Raw genomic sequence first — 15502 nt, 5'->3', positions numbered from 1 at the left:
CTGGAAGCTTAGAGACAAGCGGTCAACTGCCAGGCCCATGACCTGGCAGTTGACGCCCATCGCTGCCTTACTGCGATTTGCGTACCCGCAGGTACCACTCGGAGAGCAGTCGTACCTGTTTGTCGGTGTAGCCGCGCTCGACCATTCGTGTGACGAAGTCGTTGTGTTTTTGCTGGTCCTCCTTGCTGGCCTTGGCATTGAAGCTGATGACCGGCAGCAGATCCTCGGTGTTGGAGAACATTTTCTTCTCGATGACCACCCGCAGCTTCTCGTAGCTGAGCCAGGTAGGGTTCTTGCCGTTGTTGTTAGCGCGGGCACGCAGTACGAAGTTGACGATTTCGTTGCGGAAATCCTTCGGATTGCTGATGCCGGCGGGTTTCTCGATCTTCTCCAATTCTTCGTTGAGGGCTACGCGGTTGAGGATTTCGCCGGTTTCCGGGTCGCGGTATTCCTGGTCCTGGATCCAGAAGTCCGCATACAGCACGTAGCGGTCGAAGATGTTCTGGCCGTACTCGCTGTAGGACTCCAGGTACGCGGTCTGAATTTCCTTGCCGATAAACTCGATGTAGCGCGGCGCGAGGTATTCCTTGAGGAAGCGCAGGTAGCGTTCGCGGGTTTCGGCCTGGAATTGTTCCTGTTCGATCTGCTGCTCCAGCACATACAGCAGGTGCACCGGGTTGGCGGCGATCTCATGGGGGTCGAAATTGAAGACCTTGGACAGGATCTTGAACGCAAAGCGCGTCGACAGGCCGTTCATGCCTTCATCCACGCCCGCTGTGTCGCGATATTCCTGGATCGACTTGGCCTTGGGATCGGTGTCCTTGAGGTTCTCGCCGTCGTACACGCGCATCTTCGAATAGATATTCGAGTTTTCCGGCTCCTTGAGACGCGACAGCACGGTGAACTGGGCGAGCATCTTCAGTGTGTCGGGTGCGCAGTGGGCCTTGGCCAGGGAGCTGTTGAACAGCAGCTTGTCGTAGATCTTGATTTCATCGCTGACCCGCAGGCAGTACGGCACCTTGACGATGTAGATCCGGTCGATGAAGGCTTCATTGTTCTTGTTGTTGCGGAAGGTGTGCCATTCCGATTCGTTGGAGTGGGCCAGCAGGATCCCGGTGAACGGAATCGCGCCCAGGCCTTCGGTACTGTTGTAGTTGCCTTCCTGGGTGGCGGTGAGCAGTGGGTGCAGCACCTTGATCGGCGCCTTGAACATTTCCACGAATTCCATCAGGCCCTGGTTGGCCCGGCACAACGCGCCCGAGTAGCTGTAGGCGTCGGCGTCGTTCTGCGGGAATTCCTCCAGCTTGCGGATATCGACCTTGCCCACCAGCGCCGAGATGTCCTGGTTGTTCTCATCGCCCGGTTCGGTCTTGGCCACGCCGATCTGATTGAGGATCGACGGGTAGAGTTTCACCACGCGGAACTGGCTGATGTCGCCGCCGAACTCGGCCAGGCGCTTGGTGGCCCAGGGCGACATGATGGTGTTGAGGTAGCGTCGTGGGATACCGAAGTCTTCTTCGAGGATCGCGCCATCTTCCGTGGCGTTGAACAGGCCCAGGGGCGATTCGAAGACCGGCGAGCCCTTGATGGCGTAGAAGGGCACCTTCTCGATCAGTTGCTTGAGTTTTTCGGCGAGGGACGATTTACCACCGCCAACGGGGCCGAGCAGGTAGAGGATCTGTTTCTTCTCTTCCAGGCCTTGGGCGGCGTGGCGGAAGTAGGAGACGATCTGGTCGATGCATTCTTCCATCCCATGGAAGTCTTCAAAGGCCGGATAGCGGCGGATCACCTTGTTGGAAAATATTCGCGACAGGCGCGAATTATTGGCGGTTTCCACCAGCTCCGGCTCGCCGATCGCCAATAACAGGCGTTCGGCGGCAGATGCGTAGGTGCTGCGGTCCTGCTTGCACAGCTCGAGATACTCTTGCAGCGTGAGTTCTTCCTGCTGTGTGGACGCGAAGCGTTGTTGGAAGTGGCTGAAAATACTCATGACGTCGTCACCTCGCTCGATACGTGGAGCCGACGCCGGATCTATCAGTCGATGCTGGCAGTCATTGGCGAACGCCAATGGCTGTTTTCCCCCCAGAACACCCTGAAACGCTACCGATGACCCGTACGCCGGTGTACCGGCTCTCCCCTGATTCGGATGGCCTGCGCTTAAGGATAGTCGGAATCGGAGAGGGCAAGGGATGATGAGCAATTAGTTTGGCTGCGCCGTTCGTCAGAAACGGCGCGAGCCCAAGCGTCACGCGGGGTAGCGGGGTGTGAAAAAAATTATTGCGAATCGCCGGAGGCAATTTCTGCAGGATACGTCGTACGCCACAGCTCAAAGCCGCCGTCCAGGCTGTAGACGTCGGAGAAGCCCTGGCTGACCAGATAGGCGGCTGCGCTCTGGCTGGAATTGCCGTGGTAGCAGGCCACGATCAGCGGTGCATCAAGGTCGGCGGCACGGATGAAATCAGCGATGTTGACGTTGTCCAGATGCTGGGCGCCAGCGATATGGGCGGCGGCGTAAGTAGGCTGGTCGCGGATATCGACCACCACTGCACCTTGCTCGCGCAGGGCCTGGGCTTGTTCGGGAGGGATACGTTTGAATTCGCTCATGGCGGGCTCCTATGGCTTGGCTGCAGCCGGCAGGGTAACGGGAGGAGTGGGTTGGCACTGGCAGCCGTGGCGCTCGCCGGTGTCGATGTTCATCAGGGTCATGGCGCCGCCCCACACGCAGCCGGTGTCGAGGGCAAACACGCCAGGTTCGTCGCACTTGCCTTCAAGGGCGGCCCAGTGACCAAAGATGATCCTGGTGTCGCGGGTCTTGCGTTCCTTGTGGGCAAACCATGGTTTGTAGCCGGGCAGTGCCGTGTCGGCGCCTTCCTTGCTCTTGAGGTCCAGCTTGCCCTCGGCGGTGCAGAAGCGCATGCGTGTGAAATAGTTGGTAATCACCCGCAGGCGGGCGACGCCGGTAAGGTCGTTGTCCCACTTCACTGGCTCGTTGCCATACATGCCGTCGAGGTAGGCGGTGTACAGGCTGTCATCGGCCAGGGCGTTTTCGACTTCGGCGGCGCACTTGAGGGCTTTTTTCAGCGTCCACTGCGGCGGGATACCGGCATGGACCAAGGCCATATTGCGGCTTTCGTCGTAATGCATGATCTTTTGCCGACGCAGCCAGTCAAGCAGTTGTGCGCGATCTGGCGCTTCGAGGATTTCGCGCAGGGTATCGCCCTTTTTCAGGCGCTCGATGTTATTGCCGGCCGCCAGCAGGTGCAGGTCATGGTTGCCCAGTACGCACACCAGGGAATCCCGCAGGCTATACAGGTAACGTAGCGTTTCCAGGGACTCGGGGCCGCGATTGACCAGGTCGCCGACCAGCCACAGGCGATCGTTGGCCGGGTCGAAGGCCACCCGTTCAAGCAGGCACTTGAGAGGCTCCAGACAGCCTTGCAGGTCGCCGACCGCGTACGTTGCCATCAGTGCAGGGCGCCTGGTACGGCGAGGCGGAAAGGCTTGATGATGGCGTCGAACAGTTTGCCATCAGTGGCTTTCATCTGATACGAGCCTTGCATGGTGCCGACCTTGGAGGTCATTACCGTGCCGCTGCTGTAAGTGTGGCTGGCGCCAATGTCGATCAACGGTTGCTGGCCGACAACGCCTGCGCCGCGAACTTCCTCGACCTGACCGTCACCGTCGGTGATCACCCAGTGGCGTGACAGCAGCTTGGCCGGCACCTGCCCGTTGTTTTTCACCGTGATGGTGTAGGCAAAGGCGAAGCGGTTCTGTTCAGGTTGCGATTGGTCCGCGAGGAAGCGGGTGACGACGCTGACGTCGATCTGGTAGCGAGGATCGGACATGCAAGAGGCCTTAAAAGCAAAAGCGGAGGACAGCAGATGCGGATCAGTCTAGGCCAAGAGGTGGGCACTAGGCCAGACATGTGTCTGGCCATGCCTGGGGGGTTCAGTCGGCGACTGGCGCAGGCTGGATGGCAAGTTGGTCGGCCAGGCGCACGAACGCGGCGAGGTCCAGTTGCTCGGGACGCAGGCTGCCGTCGACGCCGGCTGCTTCGATCTCGGCGTTGCTCAGCAGGGCCTTGAGTGTGTTGCGCAGGGTCTTGCGGCGCTGGTTGAACGCCTCACGCACCACGCGTTCCAGCAATTTGTGATCCTTGGCCGGGTGTGGCAGCACGGCGTGAGGCACCAGGCGCACGATGGCCGAATCGACCTTCGGCGGCGGGTTGAATGCGCCCGGGCCGACATTGAACAGGTGTTCGACGCGGCAGTGGTACTGAACCATGATCGACAATCGGCCCCAATCACCACCACCAGGGCCGGCAGCCAGGCGTTCCACCACTTCTTTTTGCAGCATGAAGTGCATGTCGCGGATGATCCCGGCGTTGTTCAGCAGGTGGAAAATCAGCGGTGTGGAGATGTTGTACGGCAGGTTACCCACCACACGCAGGCTATTAGGCGCGGCGTTGAGGGTATTGAAGTCGAACTTCAGTGCATCGCCCTGATGCAGGTTGAAGTTGGGCTTGCCGGCGAACTGCTGGTTGAGGATCGGGATCAGGTCCTTGTCCAGTTCCACCACGTCCAGTTGGCCGCCACTGGCGAGCAAGCCTTGGGTCAGCGCGCCCTGGCCCGGGCCGATTTCCAGCAGGCGGTCTTCTGGCTTGGCATGGATGGAGCGCAGGATACGGTCGATCACGCCTGCGTCGTGCAGGAAGTTTTGCCCGAAGCGCTTGCGCGCCCGGTGTTGGTAATGCTCGGTCATATACGGGTCTCGGCCATCTGATAGGCGGTTTCCAGGGCCACGTGCAGGCTGCCGGTATCGATCTTGCCGCTGCCTGCCAGGTCCAGGGCGGTGCCATGGTCGACGGAGGTGCGGATGATCGGCAGGCCCAGTGTCACGTTGACTGCGGCGCCGAAGCCTTTGTACTTCAGCACGGGCAGCCCCTGGTCATGGTACATCGCCAGCACTGCGTCGCAGTGCTCCAGATATTTGGGGGTAAACAGAGTGTCTGCTGGCAGTGGGCCACGCAGGTCCATGCCTTCCAGGCGCAGACGCTCCAGGGTTGGTTCAATGATGTCGATTTCTTCATGGCCCAAGTGTCCGCCTTCGCCGGCGTGGGGGTTGAGCCCGCAGACCAGGATGCGCGGTTGGGCGATGCCGAATTTTTGTTGCAGGTCGGCATGCAGGATGCGCGTAACGCGCTCCACACGCTCGGCGGTGATGGCGTCGGCAATGTCGCGCAATGGCAGGTGCGTGGTCACCAGGGCGACCCGCAGGCCGCGTGTGGCCAGCATCATGACGACTTGAGCGGTGTTGGTCAGCTCGGCCAGGAACTCGGTGTGGCCGGAAAACGCAATGCCCGATTCGTTGATCACGCCCTTGTGGACCGGCGCGGTGATCATGCCGGCGAAGTCGCCGTCGATGCAGCCTTGCCCCGCGCGGGTCAGGGTTTCCAGGACGAACGCCGCATTGGCCTTGTCGAGTTGACCGGCAACGACCTTGGCTTGCAGCGGGGTGTCCCACACATACAAGCTGCCGGCGGGCGCCGGCAGGTCGGGCCAGTTGCCCGGTGCCACGTCCAGCAGACTGACGACCACACCCAGCTGCGCGGCCCGCTCAAGGAGCAGGTCGCGGCTGGTAATGGCAATCAGGGGGTGCGGCTGGGGGTGCGAGGCGAGCAGCAGGCACAGGTCTGGACCAATGCCGGCCGGCTCGCCGGGTGTCACGGCGAAACGCTGGGGTTTCACGGAGCTGCCTGGTCGGTGCCTGTTTGCTCGGCGCCTGGCAGCTTGTTTTCCACGTAGGCTTCGTCACGGATCTGACGCAGCCAGGTTTGCAGCTCTTCGTCGTATTTGCGGTTACGCAGTACGTTCAGCGCCTGCTGCTCGCGGGCCTGGCTGGTGTTGTCGGTGGCACGACGACCAAGGACTTCCAGTACATGCCAGCCATATTGGGTCTTGAACGGCTTGGACAGTACGCCTTGCGGAGTATCGGCCATTACCTGCTGGAACTCAGGCACCAGGGCTTTCGGGTCGATCCAGTTCAGGTCGCCGCCGTTGAGGGCGGAACCCGGGTCTTCCGAGAAGCTCTTGGCCAGGGTGGCGAAGTCTTCACCGCTTTCGATGCGGTCATAGATCTTCTGGGCCAGTTCCTTGGTTTGGGCCTCGGTGCGGATTTCGCTTGGTTTGACCAGGATATGACGAACATGCACTTCGTCTTTCAGCGAGGTCTCGCCACCGCGACGTTCCAGCAACTTCAGGATGATGAAGCCGCCTGGGGTGCGGGCTGGCTGGGTGATGCCACCCACTTCCATGGCACTCAGTTCACGGTCGAACGGAGGTGGCAGTTGAGCAGCTTTACGCCAGCCCATATCACCACCTTCAAGGGCGTTGTCGCTGCCGGACTGGGCAATGGCCATCTGGGCAAAGTCAGCGCCGGCTTTCAGGCGATCATAGATAGCCTGGGTTTTCGCCGCCGCCGCATTCAGTTGCTCGGAGTTGGCACTGTCCGGCGTCGGAATCAGGATATTGGCCAGGTGCAGTTCTTCGGAAAGCTGCATCTTGCCCAGGTCCGAGGCCAGGAAGTTCTTCACTTCCTGCTCGGATACCTGGACCCGCTCGGCAACGCGACGCTGGCGCACACGGCTGATGATCATTTCGCGGCGGATCTGGTCACGGGCGTCTTCATACGAAAGACCATCGTGGGCCAGGGCCGCGCGGAATTGATCAATGCTCATGTTGTTGCGCTGAGCGATGGTGCCGACCGCCTGGTTCAGTTCTTCGTCCGAAATGCGGATGCCGGAACGCTCGCCGATCTGCAGTTGCAGGTTTTCGACGATCAGGCGTTCCAGTACCTGCTGGTCCAGCACGCTGGTCGGTGGCACGCCACCGCCACGCTTGGCGATGGTTTGCTGCACTTCCTTGACGCGCTGGTCCAGTTGGCTTTGCATGATCACGTCGTTATCGACGATGGCCACTACTTTATCCAGTTGCTGAACCGCAGCGTGAGCCGATACGGTGCCCAGGAACAGCGCGCCCAGCACTAGCGGGCGCAGACAATCAGAAAGCTTGGTCTTCACGTTCACGATAACCTTCAATGCCTTTGTCGAGGAAGCTCTCTACCTTGGCGCCGGTCAGGCCGCCGAGTCCTTTGAGGACGATCTGCAGGAAGAGCCCGTGGTCACCCTTTTCGTTAAGCGGGGCGATCTGGCTGTATTCGTCGTTGGAAACCCAGTAACGGTTGATGACGCGCAGTTTCCAGCAGCAGTTGTCGTACTCGAAACCACCGAAGGCTTCCAGGGTACGGTTGCGAGCGTAGTCATACTGCCAGCGGGTGATCAGGTTCCACTGGGGAATGATCGGCCACATCATCGAGAAGTCGTGTTGTTGGATTTTGTAGTAATCCTTCACGTAGTTCGGATCGCCTGGTTGACCGTAGTCGCCACCGAACTGCCATTTGCCGGTCAACTGGTTGTAGACGACCTGGTCGTTACGATAGCGATAACCGACGTTGATGATCTTGTTCGGGTTGTCTTCCGGCTGGTAGTGAAGCATCGCGCTACCGGAACGAGGGCTGTGCTCCTCGGTGTCCCAGTTGTAGTCGGCAGTGGCGCGCCAGTCGCGGTTGAAGCGGAACTCGTAGTCCAGGGCAACGGGCGATACGTCGGACTGTGCATCGGCACGGTCGGCCGCCAGGATACCAGGCAGTTGTACTTCACGATCCTTGAAGTACAAAGCCTGTCCCACGGATACGCGTTGACGCTCGAAACCGTTTTCTTCGATCCACCGGCTGGTCAAGCCCAGGGACAGCTTGTTCTCGTCGCCGATACGGTCGGAGCCGCTGAAGCGGTTGTCGCGGAACAGTGACGCGTAGCTGAACGAGTATTCGCTGGTGTCGAAGACCGGGATATCGGCCTGGTCCTTGTTCGGCACGTACAGGTAGAACGCGCGCGGCTCGAGGGTCTGGCGATAATCCTTGCCGAACCAGTTGGTGTTGCGATCGAAATACAGGCCGCTGTCGACGCTGGCCACCGGAACCGCACGGTCCTGGGAGCTCTTGAAGGTGCCGCCCGCGTACTGGGTACCGGCTGCCACTGCTGCAGCCTGATCAACAAGGATCTGGTTCTTGCCGATGTTATCCAGGTCCAGGTCGTACTTGGTGTACACGTACTTGAGCTTCGGCGTTACAAAGCCGTAGGTCCAGTTCATCGGGTACTCGACAGCCGGCGCTACGTTCAGGCGCGTGCCATTGGCACGGGTAAGACCGCGGACATAAGTGTCGAGGCGGCGCTCGATGTCCCCGTTCTCATTGCTGAAATTGCCGTTTTCCAGGTCGCGATCAAAGCGTACGGCTTCGGTCTCATAACTGAAGTTCAAGCCACCCGGATGATAAGGCAGGGTACCGTTGAAGGTGATCTGCGGCAGGCGGTTATACGGCGTGACCTGGGAGATCGTTGCCAACTGGTAAGCCTGCAGGTTCAGGCGTGCCTGGAAGGTGTCACCGCGATAAGCCACGGAGCCCTGCTGGTTGACGTAGTCGCGGCTCTCGACACCTTCCTGGTAGGACTTGAGGTCCTGGAAGTAGTAAGGGTCACTGATCGTGGTGTAGTCGACCTGGGTCAGTACACGCGAATCCAGCCCGCCCTTGTGCTGCCAATTGAGCATGTAGCGGGTTTTTTCGTAGTCGGTCTGCTTCTTGCGTTCGTCGTTGTCGTCGTTCAGGTACGCGCCGCCGAACTGGCCTTCGCTGGACTTGGTGAGGTAGCGGAATTCGCCTTCCATCATCATGCCGCGCTTGGTCATGTATTGCGGGTACAACGTGGCGTCGTAGTTTGGCGCCAGGTTGAAGTAGTACGGCGTGACCAGGGTAAAGCCGGTTTCGCCGCCGGTGCTGAAGCTCGGAGGCAGGAAGCCGGACTGACGACGGTCGTCGATCGGGAAGTAGATGTAAGGGGTGTACAGGATCGGAATGTTCTTGATCCGCAGCGTCGCGTTGGTGGCCGTACCGAAACCGGTGGCCGGGTTCAACGTGATGTTGTTGCCCCTGAGCTGCCAGGCATTGCTGTCCGGCTCGCAGGTGGTGTACGTACCGTCCTTGAGGCGGATGATCGCGTTTTCGGCGCGTTTGGCATACAGCGCGTTACCGCGGATACGCGACTTGTGCAGCACGTATTCGGCGTTGTCGATCTGCGCCGCGCCGGTATCCAGTTGAACCTGGGCGTGGTCGCCGACGATCAATGCACCGTTGTCGCGCAGTCGCACGTTACCGTTCAGCTCGCCACGGTTCTCGGCCTGGTACAGGCTGGCTTCTTCCGACTCCAACTGCATGCTGCCCTGGCGCATGACGACGTCACCGGCCAGGGTTGCGACTTGTTGTTCCTGCTCGTAACGAGAGGCCTTGGCACCGATGAAGGTGGGCGCATCGCTCTTGTTCGTCTTGTCGTTCATGCCAGGACGAGTTGGCTCGATGTACGCGCCGCCGCAGTAAGGACCGGTTTCCGCCAGCTGGGCTGCGGTCAACTTTTCGCGAGGCACCCAGTCCAAGTGGCTGTAGTCGGCGCTGCGCGAACGCAGGCCACGGCCCTTGGACTCGGTGACCAGTGCGGTCTTCGGCTCGGCTTCGGCACTGCCGCCAGCGTCGGCCTGCGCCGTGCTGTTGGCCGAGCTGACGGCTGCGCCGTCATGCACCGGGCGCGGTGGCAATGGGGCTGCGGCGGTCTTCGGCGCGCAGTCCCAGGCACCCGAAGCAGAGACTGAGCAGTCATACTGTTCCGCGGCGACCACGAATGAGGTGGCGAAGGGTTGCATCACCAGCAGACTGCCGGTTACCAGCAACGGAAATTTTCTACGAAACGCGGGGGATTTCAATGCCATCTTATTAGTCCGGGCTTCCTGCGTGCCATCTGCCCGCGGTTTGGGCCGCACGCCTCTCGATGGTCTGAAAGTTGGGTAGGAACAGACCATTTCTGGTCTGCTCCCCCCTAAAAACCGTACGTGCGCCTTTCAGCGCATACGGCTCAAGTCTTTACGAAGCCCCCCTTGGGGGAGCCGGTTTGTACACTGTTAGTCCACGAGCGTGAAGCTGCTGGTGGCAAATGGGATGCAATAGTACCCGGTTGTCCAGCGAGTCACCACCGCCTTGTGAGCGATAAATGATGTGGTGGTCGTGCCACCCAGTCTCCCTAGATATTGGGCTTTTGCATAGTACGCACAGTCCTTTTTGGGATTGAAATAGATGAAGAATTTGTTTGCGGTACTTCAATTTCCCGAGCATCCGGGACATCCGCAATGCCTCTCCCATTTCCTCCATAGAGGGATCAAACGGATTAAAATCCCCGCTGATCTTCCTGTGCCTCTCAATCGGCGTGGCCTCTAGGGCGTATAACCGAATTGCCTCTTTGCCTCCTGACTCCGTTATGACCGTGGTGGCGAACACCCAGCTTCGACTTTCATAGGTTTGGAAATACTTCTCCCTTACCCAGTCGAGACTTTTGTTTGGATGCCGCCTTTTCGCCCAACGCCAAAGCGCTTGGAATATTTGGTGGTCCATGCGGCTGTACGCTTTCTTGGCGACCACAGGCTGGTGATACAGCGCCCAGCCTCGCAGTATCGGATTAAGCAGGCGGATCAACTCCTCCTGTTTCACCGCTTTGTTAGTACTGATGACTTCTTTTACCTTCCTATAGAACGCTTTCACGTTCTTTTTGGCAGGTTTGATCAGGAGTTTCCCTCCGTATTTGCGGAAATTCCAACCAAGGAAGTCGAAACCTTCATCTATGTGGACGACGTGGGTTTTCTCAAGCGACAGCTGCAATCCTCGCACCGCGAGAAACCGCTCAACCCAAGGTTTGATCTCATTTTCGAGCATCTCTTTCGAGCTACCGGTAATCACAAAATCATCCGCATATCGCACCACGTTAATTTTCAGCTTCTTCGCCTTCGTCACGCCCAGGTGTTGCTTGAGCTGTGATTCCAGTCCATCCAGCACCAAATTCGCCAAGGTGGGCGAGATAATCCCGCCCTGTGGTGTACCGGCATTCGTTGCCTGTAGCTGGCCTTTGTGAATCACTCCAGCTTTCAACCATTTTCGGAGGATTTCTTTGTCCGTTGGGACATTTTCGATCAGCCAGTCATGGTTGATGTGGTCAAAGCAGCCTTTAATGTCCGCTTCCAAGACCCATTGGGCCGAGGCCTTCTTGGATAGACAAACGAACAGCTGTCCCATCGCATCAGCCGTGGAGCGCTCGATCCGAAAGCCGTAGCTGTTTGGATCGCCGGTGGTTTCAGCGATAGGCGCCAGGGCTAGCAGGTATAGCGCCTGCATGGCTCTGTCCGTCATGGTTGGAATGCCCAGAGGGCGTTCCTTTCCGTTCGGCTTCGGGATAAACACACGCCGTAGCGGCCGTGGTTTATACCCGTGGCGCTTCAACCCATTTGCCGCTTTCCATTTGGCATCAGGTGTATCCCAAAGCACGCGGTCGACTCCCGCCGTGCGCTTGCCCTGGTTTTCAGTGACTCGCCGTATGGCCAAGTATCTGGCCGAACGAGAACGGGTCAACATCCGTTGCAGGGCTTTCACCCGGCGCCAGTTGCCTTCCCGACAAGCCTTCGCAATCCGTATCTGCATCGCCCGTACGTTCCGCTGCACACGACACCAATCGATATCATGCCAATGCTGCGGAGCGCCGGAAGGCGCAGACCCGGCCAGTTGGCTAGGTACTAACATGCTGCCTTCCTCTCAAGTTTCCCCGAGCAGAAGACGTACGCATCCCCTGACGGGAATGGACGCTCCCGTCAGGAGTGGATGAATAAGAAGTCCATTACTGCCGGACTTCGAAGATGATTGAGACAGGTTTACTCAGCGTTCATGCGATAAAAGACCACGCAGAAGTCTGCCCGGTTTCCCGTGGGGTAATGTTCCAACCCCTATCCGCGCCATTACAGCCCGGCGTTCGCTTTTTCTGCGATCCCATACCCGCACAGCCAATAGATCCCCTTGCGGTTCACCTGCCCGAAGGCAGCCATACGGGCTTACCACGTTCCCTGCCTGTCACACGATTGGTTTAGGGTCTGCCTTTTCACCGGAGGCCTTGTAGCGACGTATTCCCACATCCCACAGGAATATCTGGCCCCATACCTTTTGGTCCATGCCTAACAGCAGTTTTGGCATGTTTATCATTACGGCGTTTATCAGCAGTTCACGTACGTTACCCATGCCAACCAGCCTAGCGTCTCGACCCGGTACTGCTCCGAGCGTCTGTACTTTGCCTCACGGCAAAAGCACACCCTGATGGGGACTACATTGTCGGAAAAGCTTCACACCCCACCGTTACCAGTGACGCATGTTTTCCTAGGCTATCGTTGGTCGCACAACGAGTCCGCTGCTATCTCAGAGCAAGATAGTTGGACAATGACAGACAGAGTTTTCGCTCGTGTCTCCGGTTTGATATGAGCGGGGGACTGCAAGGCAGCACGCTCAAAGAGTATTTCCTCCTGTTTAAGGCAGGAGGAATCCCTGCGGGGATTCTTCCCGCATGGGTAGGTCGTGAGACCTATGTGGATGCACTATCTGATTAGGAACATGGCAGTAACCATGACGATGGTTGAAACCAGCGTCATCAAGCCGAAGTTCCAGGTCATTCTGTTCAGAGTATCTGAAATGAATTTCCGCATTTCTACCTGAACTGCAGATACATCTGCTTTTTGAGCCAGACGTTTATGCATAACGACCTCATCAATAGTGAAGTAGGCACTCCCAGTCCGAAAATCGGACCATAGCCGCGCTTCTGAGTGCTAAGCGGCTTTGGGGTTCGCTATTGTCGCCGCAGCGACAACGAGTCCTTCTAAGCAGTGGGACCCCTGGGCTGTTTTGTTTCCCGGATTGGCTACCGGGCTATCGGTTTCCTTGCGGAAAACCCTTGACGATGACGTCTCACCGCCAACCTGGAGACACGCTACGCGTGTCGCACAAGATGCGTGATAATAAAGCATGACCCGCTTGACGGCTAGCGCCGTCGGAGACCCTTGTAATGCCCGAGCAAGATCTACGTTTACAGCAGCTGGAAGTCTGGCTGGATGAGCAGTTGCCGATCCTTTTCAACGCTCAAGGCTGGGGTGCCGTACCCCCGGCCACATTGACCGCGGCCAGCAGCGACGCGAGTTTCAGGCGCTATTTCCGTTGGGAAGGCGGCGGTCGGACTTTCGTGGTAATGGACGCGCCGCCGCCTCAGGAAAACTGCAAGCCTTTCGTCGATATCGCTTATTTGTTGTCGACGTCGGGAATAAATGTTCCAAAAATTTATGCACAAGACTTGCCGCGAGGCTTTCTTTTGCTCAATGACCTGGGCAGAAAAACCTACCTGGACGTGATAAACGACGAAAACGCCGATCAATTGTTTGCCGATGCCATTGACGCCTTGCTGGCTTATCAGCAGTTGCCGATGGACGCACCACTGCCCAGCTATGACGTCGCCTTGCTGCGCCGTGAACTCGAATTGTTTCCCGAATGGTACGTGCGCCGACACTTGGGTCTCGAGCTGGATACCCGGCAGCATGCACTTTGGCAGCGTGTCAGCGATCACTTGATCGACAGCGCCCTGGCGCAACCCAAAGTGCTGGTGCACCGCGACTATATGCCACGCAACCTGATGATCAGCGAGCCTAACCCTGGCGTGCTGGATTTCCAGGACGCGGTGTATGGTCCGGTCACCTACGACATCACCTGCCTGTTCAAGGACGCCTTTCTCAGTTGGCCCCAGGCCCGTGTGCGGGAATGGCAGCGCGACTACTGGGAGCGTGCGGGCCAGGCCGGCATTCCGGTACAACCGGATTTCGAAGACTTCCTGCGCGCCAGCGACCTGATGGGCGTGCAGCGCCACCTCAAGGTTATCGGCATCTTTGCGCGCATCTGCCATCGCGACGGCAAGCCACGCTACCTGGCCGACGTACCGCGCTTCTTTGCTTATATAGAGGCGGTGCTGGACGATCGCCCGGAGTTGAGCGAACTGGCTGAGTTACTGACCAGCCTGCGCCAGCCCGCAGAGGCCGGCGTATGAAGGCCATGATCCTGGCCGCCGGCAAAGGCGAGCGGATGCGTCCGCTCACCTTGCACACCCCCAAGCCGCTGGTACAGGCCGGCGGCAAGCGCCTGATCGAGTACCATCTGGAGGCGCTGGCCAAGGCCGGCTTTACCGATGTGGTGATCAACCATGCCTGGCTCGGCCAGCAGATCGAGCGCTACCTGGGGGATGGCGCGCAGTTCGGCTTGCGTATCCGCTACTCCCCGGAGGGCGAACCGCTGGAAACCGGCGGCGGGATTTTCCAGGCGCTGCCGTTGCTGGGGGATGAGCCATTCCTGGTGGTCAACGGCGATATCTGGACCGACTACGACTTCACCCGACTCAAGCAGCCGCTTAAGGGCCTGGCTCATCTGGTGATGGTCGACAACCCGGCACATCACCCCTCGGGCGGTGATTTCTACCTTGATCAGGGCTTGCTTCATGATGCGGCGCCCGGTGCCGATAACCTGACCTTCAGTGGCATTTCAGTGCTCGACCCCCGGCTGTTCGAGGGTTGCAACGCCGGTGCCTTCAAGCTGGCGCCGCTGCTGCGTGCGGCCATGGCGAAAGGTTTGGTAACGGGGGAACACATGGCGGGACGCTGGATTGATGTCGGCACGCTGGAGCGCCTGGCGCACGTCGAAACCCTGCTGACAGCGGGGCAGTAGCATGTTGTGGCCAGGGACGCTGATCGGCGCCGGGGCTGGCTTTGCCATTGCCAGTATTCCGGGGGCCTTGTTGGGTGCGCTGTTGGGGCAGGCGCTGGATCGCCGCCTGCAACTGCACAGTTGGGCACAGTTGCGCGAGCGCTTGGGCGGGCGTCCGGCGTTACGCAATGACGAGTTATTGTTTGTGTTGCTCGGGCGCCTGGCCAAAAGCAACGGGCGTGTGGTGGACGGGCATATCCAGCAGGCGCGGCAGGAAATGCGCTCACTGGACATGACCGAATCGGCCCAGCGCCGCGCGATTGCGGCGTTCAACCGCGGCAAATCCGGTTCCGACCGGGTACGCCGCTACCTGCGTGTGCTCAAGGCCCAGCCCCATGCGGCGGAAGGGGTGTTGCGGGCGTGCTGGCGGATGGTCTGGGCGGACGGCAAGGCGGATGCCGCCGAGCGCGACTTGATCGACCTGTGGGGGAAGTGGTTGGGCTGGACACCGCAACAGCTCCAGGCGCTGGCGGCCGACTACACACCTGAGCGCAAGCCGCTGGTCAATCGTGGCACGACCTACCAGGAAGCGTTGCGCTTGCTCGGCGTGACAGCTACCACCGAGCCGTCGGTCATCAAGCGTGCCTATCGCCGCCTGCTGAGCCGTCACCACCCGGACAAGGTGGCCGGCAGTGGCGCCAGCCCTGCGCAAGTGCGTGAGGCGACCGAGCGCACCCGTGAATTGCACAATGCCTATTCGTTGATTCGCGAGCGCCGGGATTTTCGTTAGAGGCCACTA

13 protein-coding genes are annotated in these 15502 nt (G+C 59.3%); 3 read left to right on the top strand and 10 right to left on the bottom strand.

The window, feature by feature from the left end:
- Nucleotides 1-67 precede the first annotated feature (67 nt).
- From BLW22_RS26895 to BLW22_RS34890, 10 genes are all read right to left on the bottom strand, one after another.
- Entirely contained in the window at nucleotides 68-1990 is a 1923-nt protein-coding gene (locus BLW22_RS26895) for a PrkA family serine protein kinase (protein WP_003194732.1), read from the bottom strand.
- Nucleotides 1991-2274: 284 nt separating this feature from the next.
- A complete protein-coding gene (glpE, locus tag BLW22_RS26890) occupies nucleotides 2275-2604 on the bottom strand; it encodes a thiosulfate sulfurtransferase GlpE (protein ID WP_065925391.1) in 330 nt (109 codons plus the stop codon).
- A gap of 9 nt (nucleotides 2605-2613) precedes the next feature.
- A complete protein-coding gene (locus BLW22_RS26885) occupies nucleotides 2614-3465 on the bottom strand; it encodes a symmetrical bis(5'-nucleosyl)-tetraphosphatase (protein ID WP_074847769.1) in 852 nt (283 codons plus the stop codon).
- Nucleotides 3465-3845 (bottom strand): Co2+/Mg2+ efflux protein ApaG, encoded by a 381-nt coding sequence (gene apaG, locus BLW22_RS26880; RefSeq protein ID WP_027605913.1) that lies wholly within the window; start codon nucleotides 3843-3845, stop codon nucleotides 3465-3467. The genes BLW22_RS26885 and apaG overlap by 1 nt, the downstream gene beginning before the upstream one ends.
- A gap of 103 nt (nucleotides 3846-3948) precedes the next feature.
- On the bottom strand, nucleotides 3949-4761 hold the full coding sequence (gene rsmA, locus BLW22_RS26875; protein ID WP_065925389.1) for a 16S rRNA (adenine(1518)-N(6)/adenine(1519)-N(6))-dimethyltransferase RsmA: 813 nt from the start codon (nucleotides 4759-4761) through the stop codon (nucleotides 3949-3951).
- Nucleotides 4758-5747 carry a 4-hydroxythreonine-4-phosphate dehydrogenase PdxA gene (pdxA, locus tag BLW22_RS26870; protein ID WP_074847768.1) on the bottom strand — a complete coding sequence of 330 codons (990 nt, stop codon included), beginning with the start codon at nucleotides 5745-5747 and terminating at the stop codon, nucleotides 4758-4760. The genes rsmA and pdxA overlap by 4 nt, the downstream gene beginning before the upstream one ends.
- Complete coding sequence (locus tag BLW22_RS26865; RefSeq protein WP_027605910.1) at nucleotides 5744-7084, bottom strand: peptidylprolyl isomerase; 1341 nt, start codon at nucleotides 7082-7084, stop codon at nucleotides 5744-5746. Before BLW22_RS26865 ends, pdxA begins: the two co-directional genes overlap by 4 nt.
- The gene (locus BLW22_RS26860; protein WP_065925387.1) at nucleotides 7059-9872 is read right to left on the bottom strand and encodes an LPS-assembly protein LptD; all 2814 of its coding nucleotides are present in this window, start codon (nucleotides 9870-9872) and stop codon (nucleotides 7059-7061) included. The genes BLW22_RS26865 and BLW22_RS26860 overlap by 26 nt, the downstream gene beginning before the upstream one ends.
- Before the next feature lie 151 nt (nucleotides 9873-10023).
- Nucleotides 10024-11724, bottom strand: coding sequence for a group II intron reverse transcriptase/maturase (ltrA, locus tag BLW22_RS26855; RefSeq protein ID WP_074847767.1), 1701 nt, complete (start codon nucleotides 11722-11724; stop codon nucleotides 10024-10026).
- Nucleotides 11725-12563: 839 nt separating this feature from the next.
- Nucleotides 12564-12722 carry a hypothetical protein gene (locus BLW22_RS34890; protein ID WP_159440257.1) on the bottom strand — a complete coding sequence of 53 codons (159 nt, stop codon included), beginning with the start codon at nucleotides 12720-12722 and terminating at the stop codon, nucleotides 12564-12566.
- Nucleotides 12723-13027: 305 nt separating this feature from the next.
- Between BLW22_RS34890 and BLW22_RS26850 the strand changes: the two genes are divergently transcribed.
- Genes BLW22_RS26850 through BLW22_RS26840 form a run of 3 tightly spaced genes read left to right on the top strand, consistent with a single transcriptional unit; the run spans nucleotide 13028 to nucleotide 15493 of the window.
- A complete protein-coding gene (locus BLW22_RS26850) occupies nucleotides 13028-14053 on the top strand; it encodes an aminoglycoside phosphotransferase family protein (RefSeq protein WP_074847766.1) in 1026 nt (341 codons plus the stop codon).
- Entirely contained in the window at nucleotides 14050-14724 is a 675-nt protein-coding gene (gene murU / locus BLW22_RS26845) for an N-acetylmuramate alpha-1-phosphate uridylyltransferase MurU (protein WP_065925385.1), read from the top strand. Before BLW22_RS26850 ends, murU begins: the two co-directional genes overlap by 4 nt.
- A 1-nt stretch (nucleotide 14725) precedes the next feature.
- The gene (locus BLW22_RS26840) at nucleotides 14726-15493 is read left to right on the top strand and encodes a TerB family tellurite resistance protein (RefSeq protein ID WP_027605906.1); all 768 of its coding nucleotides are present in this window, start codon (nucleotides 14726-14728) and stop codon (nucleotides 15491-15493) included.
- The last annotated feature ends 9 nt before the right edge of the window (nucleotides 15494-15502 follow it).

It is taken from the genome of Pseudomonas marginalis, from assembly GCF_900105325.1.
In the GTDB taxonomy this organism is placed as follows: Bacteria; Pseudomonadota; Gammaproteobacteria; order Pseudomonadales; family Pseudomonadaceae; genus Aquipseudomonas; species Aquipseudomonas marginalis.
This window is presented reverse-complemented; position numbering and strand designations above follow the sequence as displayed.